This is a genomic window from Pseudomonas sp. JE3303 (genome assembly GCF_056312565.1).
Window position 1 is genome coordinate 1 of sequence record NZ_JBWGIF010000006.1, and the last position, 18,262, is coordinate 18,262.

Annotated in this window: 22 protein-coding genes and 1 pseudogene; 15 read left to right on the forward strand and 8 right to left on the reverse strand. The window is 62.9% G+C overall.

Annotation, left to right across the window (positions count from 1 at the left end; genetic code table 11):
- Positions 1–53: 53 nt before the first annotated feature.
- Genes AC0ZZU_RS09735 through AC0ZZU_RS09755 form a run of 5 tightly spaced genes read left to right on the forward strand, consistent with a single transcriptional unit; the run spans position 54 to position 1,825 of the window.
- The gene (locus AC0ZZU_RS09735) at positions 54–356 is read left to right on the forward strand and encodes a hypothetical protein (RefSeq protein ID WP_476340726.1); all 303 of its coding nucleotides are present in this window, start codon (positions 54–56) and stop codon (positions 354–356) included.
- Complete coding sequence (locus AC0ZZU_RS09740) at positions 353–631, forward strand: tail fiber assembly protein (RefSeq protein WP_476340337.1); 279 nt, start codon at positions 353–355, stop codon at positions 629–631. Before AC0ZZU_RS09735 ends, AC0ZZU_RS09740 begins: the two co-directional genes overlap by 4 nt.
- A gap of 56 nt (positions 632–687) precedes the next feature.
- Positions 688–1,176: a glycoside hydrolase family 24 protein gene (locus AC0ZZU_RS09745; protein WP_476340338.1), complete on the forward strand. Its 489-nt coding sequence runs from the start codon at positions 688–690 to the stop codon at positions 1,174–1,176.
- Positions 1,173–1,550 (forward strand): hypothetical protein, encoded by a 378-nt coding sequence (locus AC0ZZU_RS09750; protein ID WP_476340339.1) that lies wholly within the window; start codon positions 1,173–1,175, stop codon positions 1,548–1,550. Before AC0ZZU_RS09745 ends, AC0ZZU_RS09750 begins: the two co-directional genes overlap by 4 nt.
- The gene (locus AC0ZZU_RS09755; protein ID WP_476340340.1) at positions 1,547–1,825 is read left to right on the forward strand and encodes a hypothetical protein; all 279 of its coding nucleotides are present in this window, start codon (positions 1,547–1,549) and stop codon (positions 1,823–1,825) included. Before AC0ZZU_RS09750 ends, AC0ZZU_RS09755 begins: the two co-directional genes overlap by 4 nt.
- A gap of 296 nt (positions 1,826–2,121) precedes the next feature.
- Here the strand turns inward: AC0ZZU_RS09755 and AC0ZZU_RS09760 are convergent, their stop codons facing one another.
- Both AC0ZZU_RS09760 and AC0ZZU_RS09765 read right to left on the reverse strand, forming a co-directional pair.
- Positions 2,122–2,469: an addiction module antidote protein gene (locus AC0ZZU_RS09760; protein ID WP_476340341.1), complete on the reverse strand. Its 348-nt coding sequence runs from the start codon at positions 2,467–2,469 to the stop codon at positions 2,122–2,124.
- Positions 2,466–2,761, reverse strand: a pseudogene (locus AC0ZZU_RS09765) (type II toxin-antitoxin system RelE/ParE family toxin). The gene AC0ZZU_RS09760 and the pseudogene AC0ZZU_RS09765 overlap by 4 nt, the downstream one beginning before the upstream one ends.
- A gap of 525 nt (positions 2,762–3,286) precedes the next feature.
- On the opposite strand from AC0ZZU_RS09765, the gene AC0ZZU_RS09770 reads away from it, so the two are divergent.
- Both AC0ZZU_RS09770 and AC0ZZU_RS09775 read left to right on the forward strand, forming a co-directional pair.
- On the forward strand, positions 3,287–3,520 hold the full coding sequence (locus AC0ZZU_RS09770; protein WP_476340342.1) for a hypothetical protein: 234 nt from the start codon (positions 3,287–3,289) through the stop codon (positions 3,518–3,520).
- Positions 3,521–3,636: 116 nt separating this feature from the next.
- Positions 3,637–3,915: a DUF3077 domain-containing protein gene (locus tag AC0ZZU_RS09775; RefSeq protein ID WP_476340343.1), complete on the forward strand. Its 279-nt coding sequence runs from the start codon at positions 3,637–3,639 to the stop codon at positions 3,913–3,915.
- Between the two features lie 87 nt (positions 3,916–4,002).
- Here AC0ZZU_RS09775 and AC0ZZU_RS09780 read toward each other — a convergent pair whose 3' ends face one another.
- On the reverse strand, positions 4,003–4,905 hold the full coding sequence (locus AC0ZZU_RS09780; protein ID WP_476340344.1) for a LysR family transcriptional regulator: 903 nt from the start codon (positions 4,903–4,905) through the stop codon (positions 4,003–4,005).
- Positions 4,906–4,986: 81 nt separating this feature from the next.
- Between AC0ZZU_RS09780 and AC0ZZU_RS09785 the strand changes: the two genes are divergently transcribed.
- Positions 4,987–5,937, forward strand: a complete 951-nt coding sequence (locus tag AC0ZZU_RS09785; protein WP_476340345.1) for an AEC family transporter — start codon at positions 4,987–4,989, stop codon at positions 5,935–5,937.
- Between the two features lie 39 nt (positions 5,938–5,976).
- On the opposite strand, the gene AC0ZZU_RS09790 is transcribed toward AC0ZZU_RS09785, so the two are convergent.
- Both AC0ZZU_RS09790 and AC0ZZU_RS09795 read right to left on the reverse strand, forming a co-directional pair.
- Positions 5,977–6,300, reverse strand: a complete 324-nt coding sequence (locus tag AC0ZZU_RS09790) for a hypothetical protein (RefSeq protein ID WP_476340346.1) — start codon at positions 6,298–6,300, stop codon at positions 5,977–5,979.
- A 158-nt stretch (positions 6,301–6,458) separates the two neighbouring features.
- Positions 6,459–7,691 carry a M20/M25/M40 family metallo-hydrolase gene (locus tag AC0ZZU_RS09795; RefSeq protein ID WP_476340347.1) on the reverse strand — a complete coding sequence of 411 codons (1,233 nt, stop codon included), beginning with the start codon at positions 7,689–7,691 and terminating at the stop codon, positions 6,459–6,461.
- A gap of 168 nt (positions 7,692–7,859) precedes the next feature.
- Here AC0ZZU_RS09795 and AC0ZZU_RS09800 point away from each other — a divergent pair, with 168 nt between their 5' ends.
- Positions 7,860–8,189, forward strand: coding sequence for a DUF7673 family protein (locus tag AC0ZZU_RS09800; RefSeq protein ID WP_476340348.1), 330 nt, complete (start codon positions 7,860–7,862; stop codon positions 8,187–8,189).
- Between the two features lie 3 nt (positions 8,190–8,192).
- On the opposite strand, the gene AC0ZZU_RS09805 is transcribed toward AC0ZZU_RS09800, so the two are convergent.
- Positions 8,193–8,903: an SOS response-associated peptidase family protein gene (locus AC0ZZU_RS09805; protein WP_476340349.1), complete on the reverse strand. Its 711-nt coding sequence runs from the start codon at positions 8,901–8,903 to the stop codon at positions 8,193–8,195.
- A gap of 101 nt (positions 8,904–9,004) precedes the next feature.
- Between AC0ZZU_RS09805 and AC0ZZU_RS09810 the strand changes: the two genes are divergently transcribed.
- The 6 genes from AC0ZZU_RS09810 to AC0ZZU_RS09835 all read left to right on the forward strand — a co-directional run bounded on the left by AC0ZZU_RS09810 (position 9,005) and on the right by AC0ZZU_RS09835 (position 15,391).
- Entirely contained in the window at positions 9,005–9,436 is a 432-nt protein-coding gene (locus tag AC0ZZU_RS09810; RefSeq protein WP_476340350.1) for a LexA family protein, read from the forward strand.
- Complete coding sequence (locus AC0ZZU_RS09815; protein WP_476340351.1) at positions 9,420–10,697, forward strand: Y-family DNA polymerase; 1,278 nt, start codon at positions 9,420–9,422, stop codon at positions 10,695–10,697. Before AC0ZZU_RS09810 ends, AC0ZZU_RS09815 begins: the two co-directional genes overlap by 17 nt.
- 154 nt (positions 10,698–10,851) lie before the next feature.
- Positions 10,852–13,092 carry a TonB-dependent siderophore receptor gene (locus AC0ZZU_RS09820; protein WP_476340352.1) on the forward strand — a complete coding sequence of 747 codons (2,241 nt, stop codon included), beginning with the start codon at positions 10,852–10,854 and terminating at the stop codon, positions 13,090–13,092.
- A gap of 148 nt (positions 13,093–13,240) precedes the next feature.
- On the forward strand, positions 13,241–13,525 hold the full coding sequence (locus AC0ZZU_RS09825; RefSeq protein ID WP_476340353.1) for an iron transporter: 285 nt from the start codon (positions 13,241–13,243) through the stop codon (positions 13,523–13,525).
- 1 nt (position 13,526) lies between these two features.
- Positions 13,527–15,059 (forward strand): PepSY-associated TM helix domain-containing protein, encoded by a 1,533-nt coding sequence (locus tag AC0ZZU_RS09830; protein ID WP_476340354.1) that lies wholly within the window; start codon positions 13,527–13,529, stop codon positions 15,057–15,059.
- Entirely contained in the window at positions 15,059–15,391 is a 333-nt protein-coding gene (locus AC0ZZU_RS09835) for a DUF3325 domain-containing protein (RefSeq protein WP_476340356.1), read from the forward strand. Before AC0ZZU_RS09830 ends, AC0ZZU_RS09835 begins: the two co-directional genes overlap by 1 nt.
- 15 nt (positions 15,392–15,406) lie before the next feature.
- Here AC0ZZU_RS09835 and AC0ZZU_RS09840 read toward each other — a convergent pair whose 3' ends face one another.
- A complete protein-coding gene (locus AC0ZZU_RS09840) occupies positions 15,407–17,635 on the reverse strand; it encodes an ATP-binding protein (RefSeq protein WP_476340358.1) in 2,229 nt (742 codons plus the stop codon).
- Positions 17,632–18,234, reverse strand: a complete 603-nt coding sequence (locus AC0ZZU_RS09845) for a biliverdin-producing heme oxygenase (protein ID WP_476340360.1) — start codon at positions 18,232–18,234, stop codon at positions 17,632–17,634. The genes AC0ZZU_RS09840 and AC0ZZU_RS09845 overlap by 4 nt, the downstream gene beginning before the upstream one ends.
- Positions 18,235–18,262: the final 28 nt, after the last annotated feature.

Consider the following 18,262-nt stretch of genomic DNA (forward strand, 5'->3'; position numbering starts at 1 on the left):
ACCGCAATCGGCAGGAAATTCTAATCATGAAAATCATTCTTTCCCCGGTCCGCATGGAAGAAACCCTGGCAGTCGCTCGGCAGGGCGATACCCTGACGGTGAACGGTGAAGCATTCGATTTCTCTCCACTCACTGATGGAGCAACGCTGCCGCGAGAGGCGATAAAATCAGAATGGTTCTACGGCCCTGTCGAGCGCATAAATGGTGACCTGGTTGTCACCCTGCGCTTGCCGCACGGATCAAATGCGCCAGAAACTACCAGGTTCCCGCAACCTCTGCTTATCACTGCCGACGGTGCTGTTCCGCTACCCATCTACGATATTCCGGCCTTGCTGGCTGAGGTGCAGAAACAATGAACAATATCGACTGGACGCAGATGATCACCGTCGAGGCGAAGGCGCAGGCCGCTGCAGAGCAGTTACTGGTCAAGATTGCTGGTGAAGTGGCCCAGCGCAGGCTCGTTGCCGATAGCGCAATCGCTCCCCTGCAAGATGCTGTCGACTTGGACGAAGCAACTGAGCCCGAGGTCGCGCTGCTGAAGGAGTGGAAGCGGTATCGCGTAGCGCTGAACCGGCTGCCCGACCAGCCAGGCTATCCAACCACCATCGACTGGCCCGCGCCGCCGGCCTGACCGCCACCCCATCCAATGCCGCCTTCGGGCGGTATTTTTTTGCCTGGAGAAAACCTATGGCTCGACTCACTGCGGCCCAGGCCGGCGGCGCGAACGTGCTGCTCTTCCTGGACCTGATCGCCTTTTCAGAGGGCACCTCGACTATCAAGGCTAGCGACGAAGGCTACAACGTCCTGTACGGCGGCGGGCTGTTCACTGGCTACCTGGATCACCCGCGCCGCCGACTGACCTTCCCCATCAATGGAAAGCCGGTGACCAGCACGGCAGCCGGCCGCTACCAACTCCTCGAACGGTACTGGGACGCCTACCGCCGTAGCCTGCAACTCAAGGGCGGCTTCACGCCAGAGAACCAGGACCGCGTGGCATTGCAGCAGATCCGCGAGCGTCGCGCCCTCGACGACATCAAGGCGGGCCGCATCGAGCAGGCCATCGCCAAGTGCTCGAACATCTGGGCCAGCTTCCCGGGCAACGACTACGGGCAGAACCCGCACAAGTCTGACAAGCTGATCGCGCAGTTCCAGCGGCTCGGCGGCGAACTCGCATGAGCGGGCCGGTGGCGTTGCTGAGGGTCATTCCCGCGTGGCTGTGGCTGGCCCTGGCTGCCGCTGGCCTCATCTGGTGGCAGGAGGGCAGGGTGGAAGAGGCCCGGCAGGGCCGGCGCGCGGCGGAAGATTCGGCCCAGGCCTGCGGCATCGCCCGGAAGAACCTGGTCACGCTCGCGGACGAGCAGGGCAAGGCGCTGGGCGACCTGGTCCAGGCTGGCAAGGACCGGGAAGCGCAGGCCCAGCAGGCGGCTAAGTCCGCCGAGGCCGGCGCGCGGGCGGACTATGCCGCGGCGAACCGATTACAGCAGGAGCGAACCGGCGGCGACCAGTGCGCGGCCGCCGGCGCGATCATCGACAAGGAGTTGGGCCTATGAAATTGCAGGCGCTGCAGGTGCTGCAGGTCTTGCTGGTCGGCCTGCTGCTGACTGCCTGCGCAGGCCAAGTCGAGCCGGAGCCCCGCACGGTCCGCGTCGAGGTGCCGGTCCAGGTGCCGTGCCGCGCGCCGCTGGTGGCCGTTCCGTCCTGGGCGGCCGCCGGGCTGAAGAAGGACGACAGCCTGGAAGTGAAGGTCCGGGCGCTGCTGGCAGAGCGCCGGCAAAGGATCGGCTACGAGAAACAGCTTGTTGCTGGGGTCGACGCCTGCCGCTGAATGTACCGCCCGTGTACCTGCAATTCCCGCCTAAAAAATGAGCGTTTATGCGGTCATTCCCACCTCTCCGCTTAATTTTTGCTACAGCAAAACTTGAACCGCCATAAACCTGCTGATTTTGCTGGGCTTTACCGATCAGTAGCCCCGATCCATCATGGGGGCGACAGAGAAGCGGCGGGACGGCTCGGAGCGCGTGGCCATTGGTTTTGAGACTGAGTCTAGAGACATATGAAAAGGCAACGATCAGAACAGGGAAAGAGCCGATAGGAGCGGCGGCTATGCCGTCCAGATCCGCGTCAGCGCGTATGTTGCGTGCAAGTTTCACCTTCGGCACGGTGTGTAACCACTTTCGACATCCCTACGCCCAGTGCCTGCAGGACCTTGAGAATCGTCGAAAGCTTTGGGTCGCCTCCGGCAGCGAACGACCGGTAGAAATTGCCTCTAGCCAGGCCGGTATGCTGCGAGACACTTCCCATCCCGCCTCTAGCCTCCGCTATGCGACGAACGGCGATCAGGAAGGCATCTTCTCCGCCCGCTTCATCAATTTCCTCGAGGGCCGCTGACAAGTATTCGATGGCAAATGCCTCGTCGTTTCTGAGCATTTCCAGAACGCTATCTTCATGGGGTCGAGTATGGGCTGTCATTTCTTTTTCACCTTGGCGTTGTGTCCTTTCCAGAGTGCTCTAGCCTGGTCAATGTCCCTCTGCTGCTTGTCCTTCGAACCTCCACCCAGCAGGAAAATCACCTTGCGATCCTTGATCGCGTAGTAGATGCGGTATCCGGGGCCAAGATCCAGCTTCATCTCGCAAACCCCTCCCCAACTGGCTCGGTAACTCCGAAGTGACCCAAAGAGGCTCGGTCGACCCTTGAGGTGATTCTTGCCTTCCTCCGCGTGTCTGCGCTTCGACTATTGGCTATCCCACCCAAAGCAATCAGGTGAGGAACTTGATGGGGCAATGCTACACCTCCTGACTCAGGCGTGGCCCAGTGGATTGTCGCGAGGTGTATCAAGGCGGCGTTGAGGGAATGAAGGAGGCCCCGCAGAGCGGGACTCTCACAATACCTAGTCTCATCACCGTTTCTGTATCCCGGGAGTGGAGGTTCCTAGGGCTGCCGGGACAGATACCAAGCGCCTGGTCCGCAGACCAGCTCCCAATAAACGCGAAAAGTTCAGACTTCGCCTATATCGTGTAGGACATTTCCGAATTATCCTTCAACCGCTTCTGAGCGCTTGCGATGTGATTTACGCGGGTCTAGTCTCGGCCAGTCGTTGCTCATCAACGACCGGTTTTGACAGACCGATGCTTATGAAGGTCGCACGTTCGCGCTTTATGGCGGCTGTACGTGGGGCACCTTGTGTGCGCCGAGTCCCTTCATCCTCGGTCTGTCAACCCGCGTACAGTTGCCACCTTCCTGTTTGACAGCAGGGTGTGGCGGCTCCACTTGATGAAGGGCTATGCCATGTTGAAAATCGTTCCAGACCCACCCGAGACCACCGATACACCTCCCTCCATAGAAGCCCTGCTTCTCCAGACCTCGGAATACCTGGTCTGCGCCTTGACCATCGCGCAGCAGACGGTGCTGCTCCATCCCAAACCTGCTGGACAGGTGATGACCTTGGCCGCGATGCATGAGATTGAAAATGCTCACAGTCTGGTCGAGATGGCGCTGAGTCGGGTGCGGGCTGTGCACTGATGAGAACCAAGTTGGGTTTATCGCGGCGGTTCCGCGGTCCGACAAGCCCGCTTCTACAGAGGGATGCGTGCGCCAGCTCAGCTGCGCACGCCTGGAGGTTAGGTATGAGTAGCAACATGAAACTTAAAGAGCTGAAGACTTCTGGCGTCGGTACCTTCGGGGAGGGCGTCGGCGGCACGATCGCGGACCGGTTGTTCAAGGTCCAGCCGGGGCACGACGCGGAATATGCGCTGGAGCAGGCGTCGGTGCTGTTGGACTGCGTGTACAAGATGACGCTGGACGCCGGGGTCGATGGCAATGGCCAGATGGTCTGGGGTGCCCATTATCTCAGCGGAATGGCCAAGGCGCTGGTCGAGGATGTGACGCACGGGATGATGACGGGGCCCGTTCGCTAGGCCTCGCTCGCATCATGGGTGGAAGGCGGCAGGGATTGCCTTCTGCCCATGTCTCCTGATGGCCGCAGGCTGTTGGGACAAGAAGTATTAACTACCAGCTTTCGTACTGCCAATGAACGCCGCCAGGCAAGGATTGGCGTTCTCACCGCTCCAGACCATGCCAAGCGTGATCTCGGGTGCGTCGGCAATCGGCAGGAACCTGACGGACTGCAAACTGGACTTGGACATGGACGTGGGAACGATCGAGACGCCGAGTCCTTCGCCAACCAGGTTCACTATGGTGCCTTGCAACTGGGTATACATTCGCACTCTGGGCTCGAATCCATGACGCTCGCAGAGCCCGACGATGCTGTCATGCAGGACCGAAGCGGTTGCTCGGGGGCTTAAAATGAAGGGCTCATGCTGAAGGTCTGCAACGCTGACGTTATCGCGTTGCGCCAGAGGGTGGTCGGCGGGCACTGCCATGCACAACCTTTCCTGTTGAAAACCTTGGTACCGCAATGGCTCTCGAACAGGCGTCCTGAAGGTCAGGCCAATGTCGCACTCGTCGTTCTCCACAGCCCTGAGCAGATCCTGGGGCAGCAGTTCGAAGAGTGTCAGGTCCACGCTGGGCGCGGCTGCCGCATAGGCCTTGATGATCCTGGGCAGTCCGGTCCAGGCGATCATCGAGGTGAATGCAATTCTCAGCTCGCCTTTCTCTCCACGCGCTACCGCTTGGGTCGAGCGAATGGCGGAGTTCAGCGTCTGCATGCTCAACTGTGCCCCTCGCTGGAATTCACGCCCCGCTGCCGTCAGTTCTACCGAGCGGGAGGTTCGTGAAAAGAGTTTGCAGCCTAGCGAGGCTTCAAGGTCGGCAATCTGACGGCTCAACGAAGGCTGGGAAACGTTCACTTGGGCAGCAGCCTTGCCGTAGTGCAGCACCTCGGCCAAAGCCAGGAAATAACGAAGGTGGCGGTGCTCGATCATCAATGCTCCGTAGCTATCAATCATGCACTCCATAGTAATTGGACTGCATCGATGCGCGATTCTAGACTGTTCGCGCTTAAATCCCCTCTGGAATCGTAGAAATCGATGTTCACCGTTCTCGCAATCGTCCTGCCCATTTTCGCACTGATATTGGCGGGTTTCATTTGCCGCAAGACGAACCGCCTGGGAGACAAGGCCGCTTCGGAAATCAACAAGATGGTCGTGTGGCTGTGTCTTCCAGCGCTGTTGTTCAAGGTGACCGCGACCGCTTCGTGGGCAGAGATCTGGCAGCCTGGATTCATCATTTCCTTTGGAGCAGGAACGCTGGCGATCTTCGTTGCCACCGTCCTATGGCGCCTCGGTACTGGGCATGGGCTGGCGAGCTCGAGTATCGATGGCTTGAGCGCCGGCTACGCGAACACGGGATACATCGGCATTCCCTTGTGCGCCATCGTGTTCGGCCATCAGGGCCTGCAACCTGCGCTGATCTCCACGCTGATCGTCGTCTGCCTGCTGTTTGCGCTCGCTGTGATCTGTATCGAAGTCGGTCTGCAGGAGGAGAAGCATGTTGGCAAGGCCGTTGCGGTTGTCGTCAAGGCACTGTCCAGGAATCCTCTGGTTGTAGCCCCGATCGCCGGTTCCGCCTGGGCACTGTCCGGGGTCCCGTTGGCTGATCCAGTCATGCACTTTCTCGACATGCTGGCCACCGCGACGACGCCTTGCGCGCTCGTTTCTCTGGGTCTGTTCCTGGGGCAGAAAACGGCAGCGCCGACGGCCAAGAGCAACCCTTGGCCCTTGGTTGCCATCAAGCTGCTGGGTCAGCCGCTTCTCACCTGGTTCCTGGCCTTCAAGGTGTTCGCCTTGCAGCCGATGTGGGCGAATTCGGCTGTCCTGCTGAGCGCGCTGCCGACTGGTACCGGGCCGTTCATGTTGGCCGAATTCTATCGCCGAGAGGCCGGGTTGATCTCCAGGACGATCCTGATTTCCACGCTCGGCTCTCTTGCGACGCTGACAGTGCTGATGGTGTGGATGAACGTTGGGCGGCCAGGCGCGTGAGGTAGGGGCCAGCGTGGCCGGTCGCTCAACGATTGCCAATCACATCGTCCTGTCGGCTTCATCCTCGACCAGCACCAGCTGGAATCCCCGCCGGTCCACAGAGGCGACGCGGCCTTGCAGTGTGCCGCCGCTGGGTATCGCCAGGTGAGCGTAGGAAAGGCCGGGGTCCTTGAGCAGGTCGCCGCCCAGGGCATGGCCGAGCACTACGGTGTAGGCGCCTTCGGTGGCCGTGGCCTCGATCAGCAGTTCCAGGTCGGCATGGCGGGCCTCGCGGTCCTCGCCACCCTTCTCGGCACTGTAGGTCAGCGTCAGCAGGACTGGCCCTTCGTAGGGCAGCTCGATGTCGTTGGTGATTTCCGTCATGGGTGAATCTCCTTCTCGGGATAGGGTGGTCTGGCCAGCGGATCTGTAGTGATAGACAAGCGGGCGGTGTGGACAGTCCAATGAACAAGGGTACAGCTCGTCGGATGGTTCGACCGCATTGCCCGGCGAGTCGGGCAGTGCGGCGTTACGGCCTGATCCTACTCCGCCAATTTCCTGATCATCGCCACCGTCAGATACAACCGTGGCGCGATGCTCTTCAGCTCGATGTACTCATCATCGGCATGCAACCCCGCCCCGACCACACCCATCGTCTCTAGCACCGCTGGCTTGGCGCTGCCCGGAACATAGGCATAGCCGGCATCGGTGCCGAAGCGCATGGCGATGGGTTCGATCTTCTGGTCGATCTGGCTGTAGAGCTGCTGGGCGGTCTTGGCCAACTGCTCGGAGCCGTCATTCTTCGCCAGCGGTGGGCGGCCTTTGATCAGGGTGACGGTGGTCTCGGTGTCGGCGATCAGGCGGTTCTGCACGATGCGCTTGGCATCGGCCAGCACACGATCGGACTCGGCGAGGTCGGAGTAGCGCATGTCCGCATCGGCGGTGGCCAGGGCGGGAATGATGTTGGCTTTTTCACCGGCCTTGGCCAGGGTCCAGTTGACCGTGGTGCCCTTGGAAGGGTCGCCGAGGTCCTTGAGCTGGATGATCTGGTGGGCCAGTTCGGTGAGGGCGTTGCGGCCTTCCTCGGGCGCGGAACCGGCGTGGGAAGAGCGGCCTTTGACCTCCAGGTTCACGCGGTTGATGCCGTTAGTGGCGACGGTGACGGCGTCCTTGTCGGGTGGCTCGTAGGAAAAGACGTAGTCATGCTTGCGCGCCAGCTCGGTGATGATCTGCTTCGAGCCGGCCGAACCCATCTCTTCATCCGGGTTGAAGAGCACGGTCAAGGTGCCGTAGCCGTCGAATTTCTGGTCCTGCAGCAGCTTGACCGCATGCAGGATCATCGCCACGCCGCCCTTGGCATCGGCGACGCCTGGGCCGTAGGCGCGTTCGCCTTCGGTGCGGAACGGGCGCTTGGCGACGGTGCCGGGGCCGAATACCGTGTCGTAGTGGACCATGAGCAGGAAGTTCTTGCTGCCAGTGCCCTTGAAGGTGCCGACGATGTTGTCGCCCACCGATGGCGTCGCTGGATGGGTCTCGACCTTGGCGCCGAGGGCTTGCAGGCGCTTGACCAGCAAGGCGCTGACCTCCGTCAGGCCCGGCTGCGTGCCGGTGCCAGTATCGACCGACACGAGGGTTTTCAGGGTTTCCAGATAGGCGGGGCGTTCGGCTTGCGCCTGCTTGAGCAGGTCACCAGGGGCCAGGTCAGCGGCGCTTGCGGTGGCGCAGGCGATGGACAGCGCGAGGGCTGCGGTGAAGGGCAGGGCGGACAACTGCATAGGTAGGGCCTCGATCCATGATGGGGAACAGCGGTGATTAGCTTAGCCCGCTCGCGGCACTCCACTATTTTTCTGCGCGCCATGCCACTTTTTCCCCTGCGCACCACTCCTAGCAGATAGCCCCCGTAAATCGACGAATCTCCTGTCCGTCCTAGGAGTGCACCGCTGATGTCCCTGACGCTGATTCCCGAGCTAGGCACCACCACCCGCGCCGCCCTCGAACGACTGCTCGCCGTGGCCGATGGCGACACTCCCCAGTCTCGCCACGTCGCGGATTTTCTGTTCGCCTGGTGGGCACCGGACATCCAGGGTGGCTTCGCCCTTACTGCTTTGTGGGAACTGGATGACGAACTGGCACGGGCCTGCGTACTTGTATTCGCCTGGGTCGCGGCCAACCGGGCCCATCCGGATCTCGTTGGATATGGAGCCCAGTTCGAGGCGTTGTTCCAGCGGGCAGGGTGCGCGGCTACGGGCGAATGGGAACAACTGGCTTCCTGACCGCTAACCCCACAAATCCGGCTCCTCCGGCTGCGCCACGATCAACTCCGCCCCCTCATTGCGCACATTCCCCACCGCCTTGCTCACCGCGAACCACTCGAACGCTTCAACCGGCAAGCACTCGTCCCGCGCCAGTTCCTCCGCCTCCCGCGCTGTCAGCGACGGATCGATCCACTGCCGTGCATGCTCCGGCGACAGCACCAGCGGCCGGCGGTCGTGGATATCCAGCATCCCCTGGTCGCTGGCTGCAGTGATGATGACAAAACCGTCCCCTTCATTCGGCTCGAGCCCGGCATGCACCTCGGCCAGCGCCGCCATGAACATGGGTGCCTGGCCCTTCAGGCGGATGAAGTAGGGCTGCTTGCGCTTGGGGTCCCGGGGGTCGCTTACCCATTCGTACCAGCCGTCGGCCATCACCAGCGCGCGGCCCTGGGGCCAGAGCGCCTTGAAGAACTTGCCGGTGGTCACGGTCTCGACCCGGGCGTTGATCGGCGCCGGGCGCTTGCTGGCGGCCCAGAAGGGCGCCCAGCCCCAGTGGCACGGATCGATGCGCAGGCCATCGTCGGCGTTGTGCAGGATCAGCACGCGGGTGCCGGGGGCGACGTTGTAGCGGTTGACCGGGGTGCGGTCGTAGCCGCTGATCACGTCCTGCTCGGAATCGAGTTCGTGCAGGTAATCCGTTATGTCCCTGGACTGGACGAATCGTCCGCACATGCGCTGCTCCTTCTGTCGATATTTGCACGTTGAATTTGACCGGATGCCCGCCAGCTAGTTAACTGTATGCATATACAGTAGAAATACAAGGCCGTCTTATCATGGTTTCCATTCTCGGTGCGATTGCGTCGGGCGGGCAGCTGCTCGCGCAGTATTCCTTTCAAGTGCCGGCGGGTTTTCCCTCGCCGGCAGCGGACCACATGGAGCAGCAGATCTCGCTGGACGAGCTGTTCAATATCCGCGCGCCACACATGTACCTGGTGAGGATAGACGGCGACAGCATGCAGGGCGCCGGCATCTTCGACGGCGACCTGATCGTGGTCGACCGGTCGCAGGAGGCGCGACACGGGCAGATCGTGATCGCCGCGATCAATGGCGAGCCGCTGTGCAAGCGCCTGCACAAGCTCGGGCACCAGGTCGCGTTGATGTCGGAAAACAAGCGCTTCCCCCCGCGTTATATCCTCGAAGGCGATGAATTGCTGATCTGGGGCGTCGTCACCTTCAGTGTGCGCAGCCATGACAACCTCGCCTGAGACGGTCTTCGCGCTGATCGACTGCAACAGCTTCTACGCGAGCTGCGAACGGGTATTCCGCCCAGACCTGCTGCGCACGCCCATCGTGGTGCTGAGCAACAACGACGGCTGCGTCATCGCCCGCAGTGCCGACGCCAAGCCGTTCGTGAAGATGGGCGAGCCGTATTTCCTGGTCAAGGACACCTTGCGCAAGCATGGGGTGGTGGCGTTTTCGTCCAACTATGCGCTGTATGGCGACATGAGCCAGCGGGTGATGTCGGTGATCGAGGGCATGGTCCCCAGCCTTGAGGTCTACTCCATCGACGAAGCCTTCGCCGAGCTGACTGGCGTGCCAGGCAGCCTCGACATGCTGGGGCGAGACCTGCGCGCCAAGGTGTTGCGCGACACCGGGATCCCGGTCGGCATCGGCATCGCCGGCACCAAGACGCTGGCCAAGCTCGCCAACCATGCCGCCAAGCGCTGGCAGATCCAGAGCGGCGGGGTGGTGGACCTGCGCGGCCCGGCCAAGCGCGACTGGGTGCTGAAGAAGTGCGAGGTCTCCGATGTCTGGGGCATCGGCCGGCGCATGACCGCGCACCTGCGCGAGATGAAGATCATCAGCGCCTGGGACCTGTCCCGGGCCGACCCCTGGACGCTGCGCAAGACCTTCAGCGTGGTGATCGAGAAGACCGCCCGCGAGCTGGCAGGCACGCCGTGCCTGGAACTTGACGAGCCCGACCCGCCGAAGCAGGAGATCTGTTGCAGCCGCATGTTCGGCCAGCGCGTGGCGGAGCTTGCGCCAATCAAGGAAGCAGTCGCCACCTATGTGATGCGCGCCTCCGAGAAGCTGCGGGCGCAGGGTTCGGTGTGCCGCAAGATGCGCGTGAGCATCCGCACCGGGATGTTCAATCCGGACGAGGCCAAGTACGCCAAGGGCCTGGTGGTGCAGTTGCCGTATCCCACCGATGACGTGCGCCTGCTGACCCGCATGGCGATGGAGGCGACCGCACGCCTGTACCGGCCGGGATTCAAGTACAGCAAGGCCGAGGTGCTGCTGCTTGACCTCTGCCAGCGCGGGGAATACACGGACGACCTGTTCACGGCCTCGCAGCCGCTGAAGGACGAACGGGTGATGCAAGTGCTCGATTGCATCAACGGCCGGTGGGGCAGGGGTACGCTGCGCCCGGCGGCGGTGCCGACGGATCCGGACTGGGCGATGCGTAGGGAGATGATGAGCCGCAGCTATACGACGCAGGTGGAGCAGCTTTGGCGGTTAGGGTGAGACAGGGAGAAATACTGCGGCATGTGATTGCCAGGGATGGCAGAAGGTGAGTTCCATACAAAGATGTAAATTTCGTAAATAAGATTTAAACCTATTTGAGAATCAATATATTTACCGTCCCTGTGGCTACCCAAATACACGGAGACGTAGAGAAATGCAGTCCAGAACCTCACCCAACAGCCTGGCCCTGGCCTTTGTCGCACTGGCATCGCCTGCGATGCTCGCGACACCGGTCCATGCTGAAGAAGTCACCTCCAGTGAGGTACTGGAAATCCCGGTCAGCGATAATGCGCTGGTGATCCAGAACACCATGGTCACCGCCGAGGAAGAAGCCCGACAGGCGCTGGGGTCTTCGGTCATCACCGAGGAAGATATCAAGCGTCGCCCACCGGCCAATGACCTGTCGGACATCATCCGCCGCGAGCCGGGCGTCAACCTGACCGGCAACAGCGCCAGTGGCGCGCGGGGCAACAACCGTCAGATCGACCTGCGCGGCATGGGCCCGGAAAACACCCTCATCCTGATCGATGGCAAGCCATCGAGCGGACGCAACGCGGTGCGCTACGGCTGGAACGGCGACCGCGACACCCGGGGCGAAACCAACTGGGTGCCGGCCGAGGCGGTCGAGCGCATCGAGATCCTGCGCGGTCCGGCGGCGGCGCGTTATGGCTCCGGCGCCATGGGCGGGGTGGTGAACATCATCACCAAGCGCCCGACGGACGAGCTCAAGGGCAGCCTCAACCTGTACACGCAGATGCCCGAGGACAGCGCCGAAGGCGCCAGCCGCCGCGCCAACTTCAACCTGAGCGGCGGGCTGACCGAGAACCTGGGTTTCCGCCTGTATGGTGGCCTGGCAAAAAGCGACGCCGACGACATCGACATCAACGCCGATCACGCCAACAGTGCCCTGTCCGCCGGCCGAGAAGGCGTTCGCAACAAGGACATCAACGGCCTGCTGAGCTGGAGGCTCAACGACCAGCATCGCCTCGAAGCGAGCGCAGGCTACAGCCGCCAAGGCAACATCTATGCCGGCGACACCATGAACAGCAACGGCGGCAGCAACCCGGACTACATCTCCAGCCTGTATGGCCATGAAACCAACGTCATGCAGCGTAACACCTACGACCTGACCCACCTGGGCGACTTCGACTGGGGCTCGACCAAGACCTCGCTGTCTTACCAGTACGTGCGCAACTGGCGCATGAACGAAGGCCTGGCCGGCGGTCCCGAGGGCTCGATCAACGATTCGGGCGCGGACATGTCGCGTCTGCGCAATACCCGCCTTGCCAGTGAAGTGAACCTGCCGTTCGCCATGGGCAACACCGAGCATGTCATGACCCTCGGCGGCGAGTACCTCTACGAGTCGCTCAACGACCAGGGCTCGTTCCGTGCCCAGAGCTTCGACCCGTCGGGCAATGGCGGCGATGTGATCGATGGCTTCGACCGCAGTGAGACCAAGATGACGGCCAAGAGCTATGCGCTGTTCGTCGAAGACAACATTGTCATCGGCGACACCACGGTCACCCCCGGCCTGCGCCTGGACCACCACGAAGAGTTTGGTGACAACCTCAGCCCAAGCCTGAACGTGTCGCACAAGCTGACCGACGCGCTGACCGTCAAGGGCGGCATCGCCCGGGCCTACAAGACCCCGAACCTGTACCAGTACAACTCCAACTATCTGCTCTACAGCCGCGGCAACGGTTGCAGCGTCCAGCAGACCAACTCCGGCGGCTGTTATCTGCAGGGCAATGCCGACCTCGAACCGGAAACCAGCATCAACAAGGAGATCGGCCTGCTGTACGACCGTGGCACCTGGCGTACCAGCGCGACCTACTTCCGCAACGACTACAAGAACAAGATCATCGGCGGCACCGACGTGATCTACGATATCAATGCCGGACGCCGCGTGACCCAGTGGGAAAACGCCGGCAAGGCCCTGGTCGAAGGCGTGGAAGGCAACTTCTTCATCGAGCTGACCCCGTCGCTGGACTGGAATACCAACCTCACCTGGATGCTCAAGAACGACAACCGCGATACCGGCGAGCCGCTCAGCGTGATCCCGGAGTACACGGTCAACACGACCCTGGACTGGCGCGCCACCGAGCAGCTGTCGTTCCAGGTCGCCGGTACCTATTTCGGCAAACAGAAGTCGCCCAAGTACAACTATCGCACCCAGGAAAGCTACGACATCGATGCCCAGGAGGACGTCGAAGCCTACGGCCTGGTCGATGTCAGCACCGGTTACAAATTCAACGAGCACTACGACGTGCGCCTTGGCGTGAACAACGTGTTCGACAAGCAGATCTATCGCGGTGGCAACGCCAGCAGCTCGGGCGCCAACACCTACAACCAGCCAGGCCGCGCGGTGTTCGCCGCACTGAACATCACGTTCTGACCTGATCCTGCGTTACCCCCGGCTGCCCTCGCCTCGTCGCGCATCGACCAGGCCTGGGCGGCTTTTCTCGTGTCGGGGCCGCGGTGTGGGCAGAGGGGGACAGCCTGCCTTCCGGCCGATCAAGGTAAACACCCAAAAGGAGCTTTGGATGATCAAGTCCACACCCGCCTGGCTGGCGATCCTGTCGCGCAGTGCCGCGGCGTTGCTTGGCGGTTACCTCTTTACCTATGCGATCACGGCCTTCCTGGCCCGTGTGCTGCCGCTGTCAGCCAGCGATGCGGTGATCGTGTCGACGCTGCCGGCCTTCGCCTTCTATACCGGGGCGATGCTCTGGGCGTTCGCCAGCCGCGATGCACTTCGGGCCTGGGCGCCGGCAGGGGTGGCAGCGCCACTGGCGCTGGTGGCGTTCTGGCCCATGGGGGGGGTGGCTTGAAATGAAGACCAAGACCTTTACCCAGAACATGTCCTGGCTGCATACCTGGGCAGGGCTGATCTTCGGCTGGCTGCTGTATGCGATCTTCGTGACCGGGACGCTGGCGGTGTTCGACAAGGAAATCGATCACTGGATGCACCCCGAGATCCCCGCCGCCGAGGTTAGTCAGGCCCAGGCCACGCGGCGGGCGCTCGCCTATCTGCAAGAGCACGAGCCAACCGCCGGCAATTGGGGGATCAGCTTGCCGACCGACCGGTCCCCGGGGCTCCGTGTGTCCACCGGGGACCGCCGCCACGGCAAGAGTGTGCAGCTCGATCCACAGACCGGTGAAGTGCTGGACGTGCGCGAGAGTGTTGGCGGCAACTTTTTCTTCCGCTTTCACTTCACCCTAAACCTGCCGCGCAACTGGGGCATCTGGGTGGTCGGCGCGCTGGCGATGGTGATGCTGGCGGGACTGGTGACCGGCATCGTCATCCACAAGAAGATCTTCAAGGAATTCTTCACCTTCAGGCCGAACAAGGGCCAGCGCTCCTGGCTGGACTTTCACAATGCCAGCGCGGTGCTGCTGCTGCCGTTCCACCTGATGATCACCTACACGGGACTGGTGATCTTCATGCTGATCTACATGCCCGCCGCCGTCGACACCCTGTTCGAGGGCGATACACGCGCCTACTTCCAGGCCCAGGGCAATGCACGCGTGGAGCAACCGCGCCAGGCGCTCAGGCAGCCGGCCCAACTGGTCGAGCTGGCGCCACTGCTGGCCCAGGCCGAGGCACGCATGGGGTCGATCGGCGGCGTCAACGTGCGTAACCCGAACACTGCGGGCGCGCGGGTCGAGATTCGTCCGGTGCTGGGCAACCGCATTGCACTGACCAAGGGCCAGGCGATGGTCTTCGACGGCGTCAGTGGCGAGCTGCTCGGCGATGTGCCCGATCTGCGGCCGGCGCCGCTGACCCAGCGGGTGATGTCCGGCCTGCACTTCGCCCAGTTCGGCGGCTACTTCATGCGCTGGTTGTACTTTGTCTGCGGGTTGGTCAGCTGCGTGATGATCGCCAGCGGCCTGGTGCTGTTCTGCGTCAAGCGCGCTCGCAAGTACGCGGGCAGCAAGGCCGATGTGTCGGCGCGGCGCTGGTACCGGGTGGCGGAGGTGTTCAACGTCGCCTTCGTCGCCGGTCTGCTGGTGGCCTGCATCGGCTTGCTGTGGGCCAGCCGCATGTTGCCGGCGGAACTGGGCCACCGCCAGGGCTGGGAAGTGCGGGCGTTCTTCGGGTTGTGGTCGCTGGCCTTGCTGCATGCCTGGGTCCGCCCGGCGAAGCGCGCGTGGGTCGAGCAGCTCGTGGTGGCGGCAGTGCTCTGCAGCGGCCTGGGACTGCTGGGTGCCTTTACCGGGATTGCCGATCGGACGCGAGTCGTTCTGGAGCTGAGCAGCCTGGTACTGGGCGTATTGCTGGCCCTGGCGGCGTGGCGTTGTGCGGTCGCAGGGGATGAGCCGGCCAGAGTGCGGGTTGGCGCCAAGACAGTGGAGGTCAGGTAATGGGGATGATGTTCATGGGTGGGCTGCTGTTTGCCTACAGCGGAATGCTCGCGCTGTGCCAGGGGCTGGAGCGGCACTACAAGCAGGTCTGGGGCCGGACGTGCACGGTCTGGCAGCGCAGGGTGCTGCGGGGGCTGGGCTGGACGGGACTGGCGGTGAGTTTTCTGCTCTGCGTGGCAGCGTGGGGGTGGGCGATGGGGCCGGTAGGGTGGTTCGGGGTGCTTTCGCTGGCGGGCCTGGTGCTGGTGATGCTGCTGCCCTATATGCCGCGTGTCGCCGTGTGGCTTGGCGCGGCGGCAGGGGTGTGGCTGCTGTTGCTGGTCATCGTCTGAGCAGTGTTGCGGCCGCTACGCTTCATCATGCCGCGGCACGGTGAAGTGGAAGGCGCTGCCTTCGCCCAGTTCACTCTGCGCGCTGATCACGCCGCCATGGGCCTTGATGATGCCCTGCGAAATGTACAGTCCAAGCCCGGTGCCGTTGGGGTTGCCTTCGCGGGCGGTCCAGTAGCGGTCGAAGACGTGCGGCAACTGCTCGGCCGGGATGCCCTTGCCCGTGTCGCGCACGCTGAAGGCGATGTGGGGACCGTCAGCCACTGCGGTGACGCCGACCTTGCCCGCGGCGCCGGTGAACTTGATGGCGTTGCCGATCAGGTTCGACAGCACCTGGAACAGCCGCTCGGGGTCGGCATGGATATGCAGGCCTGGCTCGGCGTGGAAGGTCAGCTCGACGGACTTGCTGGTGGCCAGGGGGACGAGCAGGGCGTAGGCCTCTTCGAACATGTGGTTCACGTTCAGCGGCTTGGGTGCGATGGTGTAGCGCCCCGCTTCGATCTTCGAGGTGTCGAGCAGGTCGTCGAGCAACGCGTTCATGCGGCTGGTGGCTTGCTGCATGGTGCTGATGGCCGTGGAGACGCGCTGCGAAGCATTTGCGCCATCGGCGCTGTAGGATTTCTGCAGCAGGCCGCAGAGCATCGAGATGATGGTCATCGGGTTGCGCAGGTCGTGGGAAACCACCGCCACCAGCTCATCGCGCGCGCGCACGGCAGCCTGTTCCTTGAGCACCTGGTGGCTCAGGTCGATCTCCAGCGCCGAGCGGCGCAGGTCGTTGGCGGCAAACCGGTCGCCATGCTCCCACTTGCGCGAGATCCCTTGCATCTCGACCTTCCAGATCTCGAACGAAGTGCGTGGGCGCAAGCGCAGGCCGGTGGCGGAATTCTCCATGTGCAGCGGCTTGTTCGGGTCGCCGCTCCAGTTGAGGGTTTCCTTGACCTCGGGGCGGAACCAGAGGATGCCGTTGGTGACCGGCTTGGGCAGGCTCAGCGCGAGTACACCACTTGCCAGCGTGCGGTAGGCCGCCGCTGGCGGGTACACGCTGCCGAGCGAGTCGCAGGCGTAGACCGGGGTATCCTGGGTCTCGATCCACTGGTGCAGTGCGTGGATCTGCTCGGGCTCCGGGCATAGGCCTGCTGTGCGCAGTTGCCCGTCTTCGATGATCGCAACGCCGCTGGCGCTGACCAGTCGCAGAAGCCGCCCGGTCTGCCCGGCCAGGCCGTCGAATACGGTGCCGGCGCTGTCGTGCATGGCTTGACCGAGCTCGCCCAGCGTGTCGAGCTTGGCGCTGCGCTGGGCGGCCAGCTGCAAGGCTTCAAGTGCGCTGATCTGCAACGACAGCACCTGGCCGATGGTCTTGCAGGCACTGCGCAGGCTGCTGGGCACATGCAAGGGCTCGCGGTTGCCACAGCTGATCAGGCCCCAGAGCTTGCCGTCGCTGATCAGGGAAATACTCATCGACGACAGCACGCCCATGTTCTGCATGTACTGGCAATGGATCGGCGAGACGCTGCGCAAGGTTGCGAAGCTCAGGTCCAGCGGGCTTCCGGTGTCGGGACGCATGGCCGGGACGATCGGCACCGGCTGGTAGGCTGCATCCGGAATGATCCGCAACCAGTTGCTCTGGTACAGCGCGCGCGCCTGCTGGGGGATGTCGGACGCCGGGAAGTAAAGACCGTTGAACAGCTCCATGCCCGGGCTGGTCGCCTCGGCGATGACCTGGCCATGGCCTTCTTCCTCGAAACGGTAGATCAGCACCCGGTCGTAACCGGTGAGGGCCTGGACTTCGCGCACGCTCAACTGGTGCAGCTCGTCCAGGCTGCGCGCCGCCTGAAGGCGTTGCAGCAGGCGATTGAGATGAGCGTGGGCATCGCCGTTGGCGCGGGCGAGGAGTTCCATCTCGAAAATCAGCAAGCCCTGGTGACGGTGCAGGAAACCTTCGAAAATCCGGCCGTTGACCTTGAGTGTCAGAGGCTGCAGGGTTTCATCGAGGTCCTGCTCGACTACCGTGCGCACTTGCCTGGCCAGACGCGCGCCAATCAGGGCCGCAAGGGACTTGCCCAACACCTCGTTGGCTTCAAGGCCAAGCAGTTCGCCAACGTTGGCGCTGACCTGGATGATCCCGAGGTTGGCTTCGCTGAGTGTCATCAGCACGCCATGGGGCTGGATGGCCCCTGGGTACTGGATCGGCTCGTCGGCGCAGTTGGCCAGCAGTTGCTCGAAAGTGTCCTTGTTGCCAGCAGTCACAGCAGCACCTCCCGGCTCTCGAGCCAGCGCTCGAAGCATGTGAATGTGTCGATGGCGGCTTGTGCCACGCGTGCCTGATCCGCAGGCGAGTTGGGGGCAGTCCCGAGATAGTGCAGGAAACCGCGCCAGAGCAATCCGGTCTCTGAGCCATAGACATCGAGAAAGGCACCGCCGTTGCCGGCGCCGATGGCCAGGCGTTCGGCCATGGCCCGCTTGAGCACCTGGCCACCCAGGGTCGAGCCCTCCAGCACGTAGGCAACGCCGAGGGCCTGGGCTTCGTCGGCGATGTGGGGCAGGTCCCGGCACAGGGGTAGCGCGTCTATTTGCGCTGGTGTCAGTCCGAGGTTCTGCAGGTCGGTGACCAGCGCGGGCGTCTTGAGCCGGCGCTGCGGTTCGATGGCGTGCAGGAAACCGGCCAGGGCCTGCTCGAGCGGTGCGTGGAAACCGTAGTAGGCGGTCACCAGGCGCTGGTAGGCAGGGTGGTCGAAGCGATCATCGAAGAAGGGCAGGCGGTCTTCCAGCGCCCGGTGACAGGGGCCGGTGCCTTGGCGCAGGGCAGTGAGCAGGGGGGATGGAGATTTGCCGGATGCGTCGGGCATCGTCAGGGACTCGCAGCAAGATGGTTGA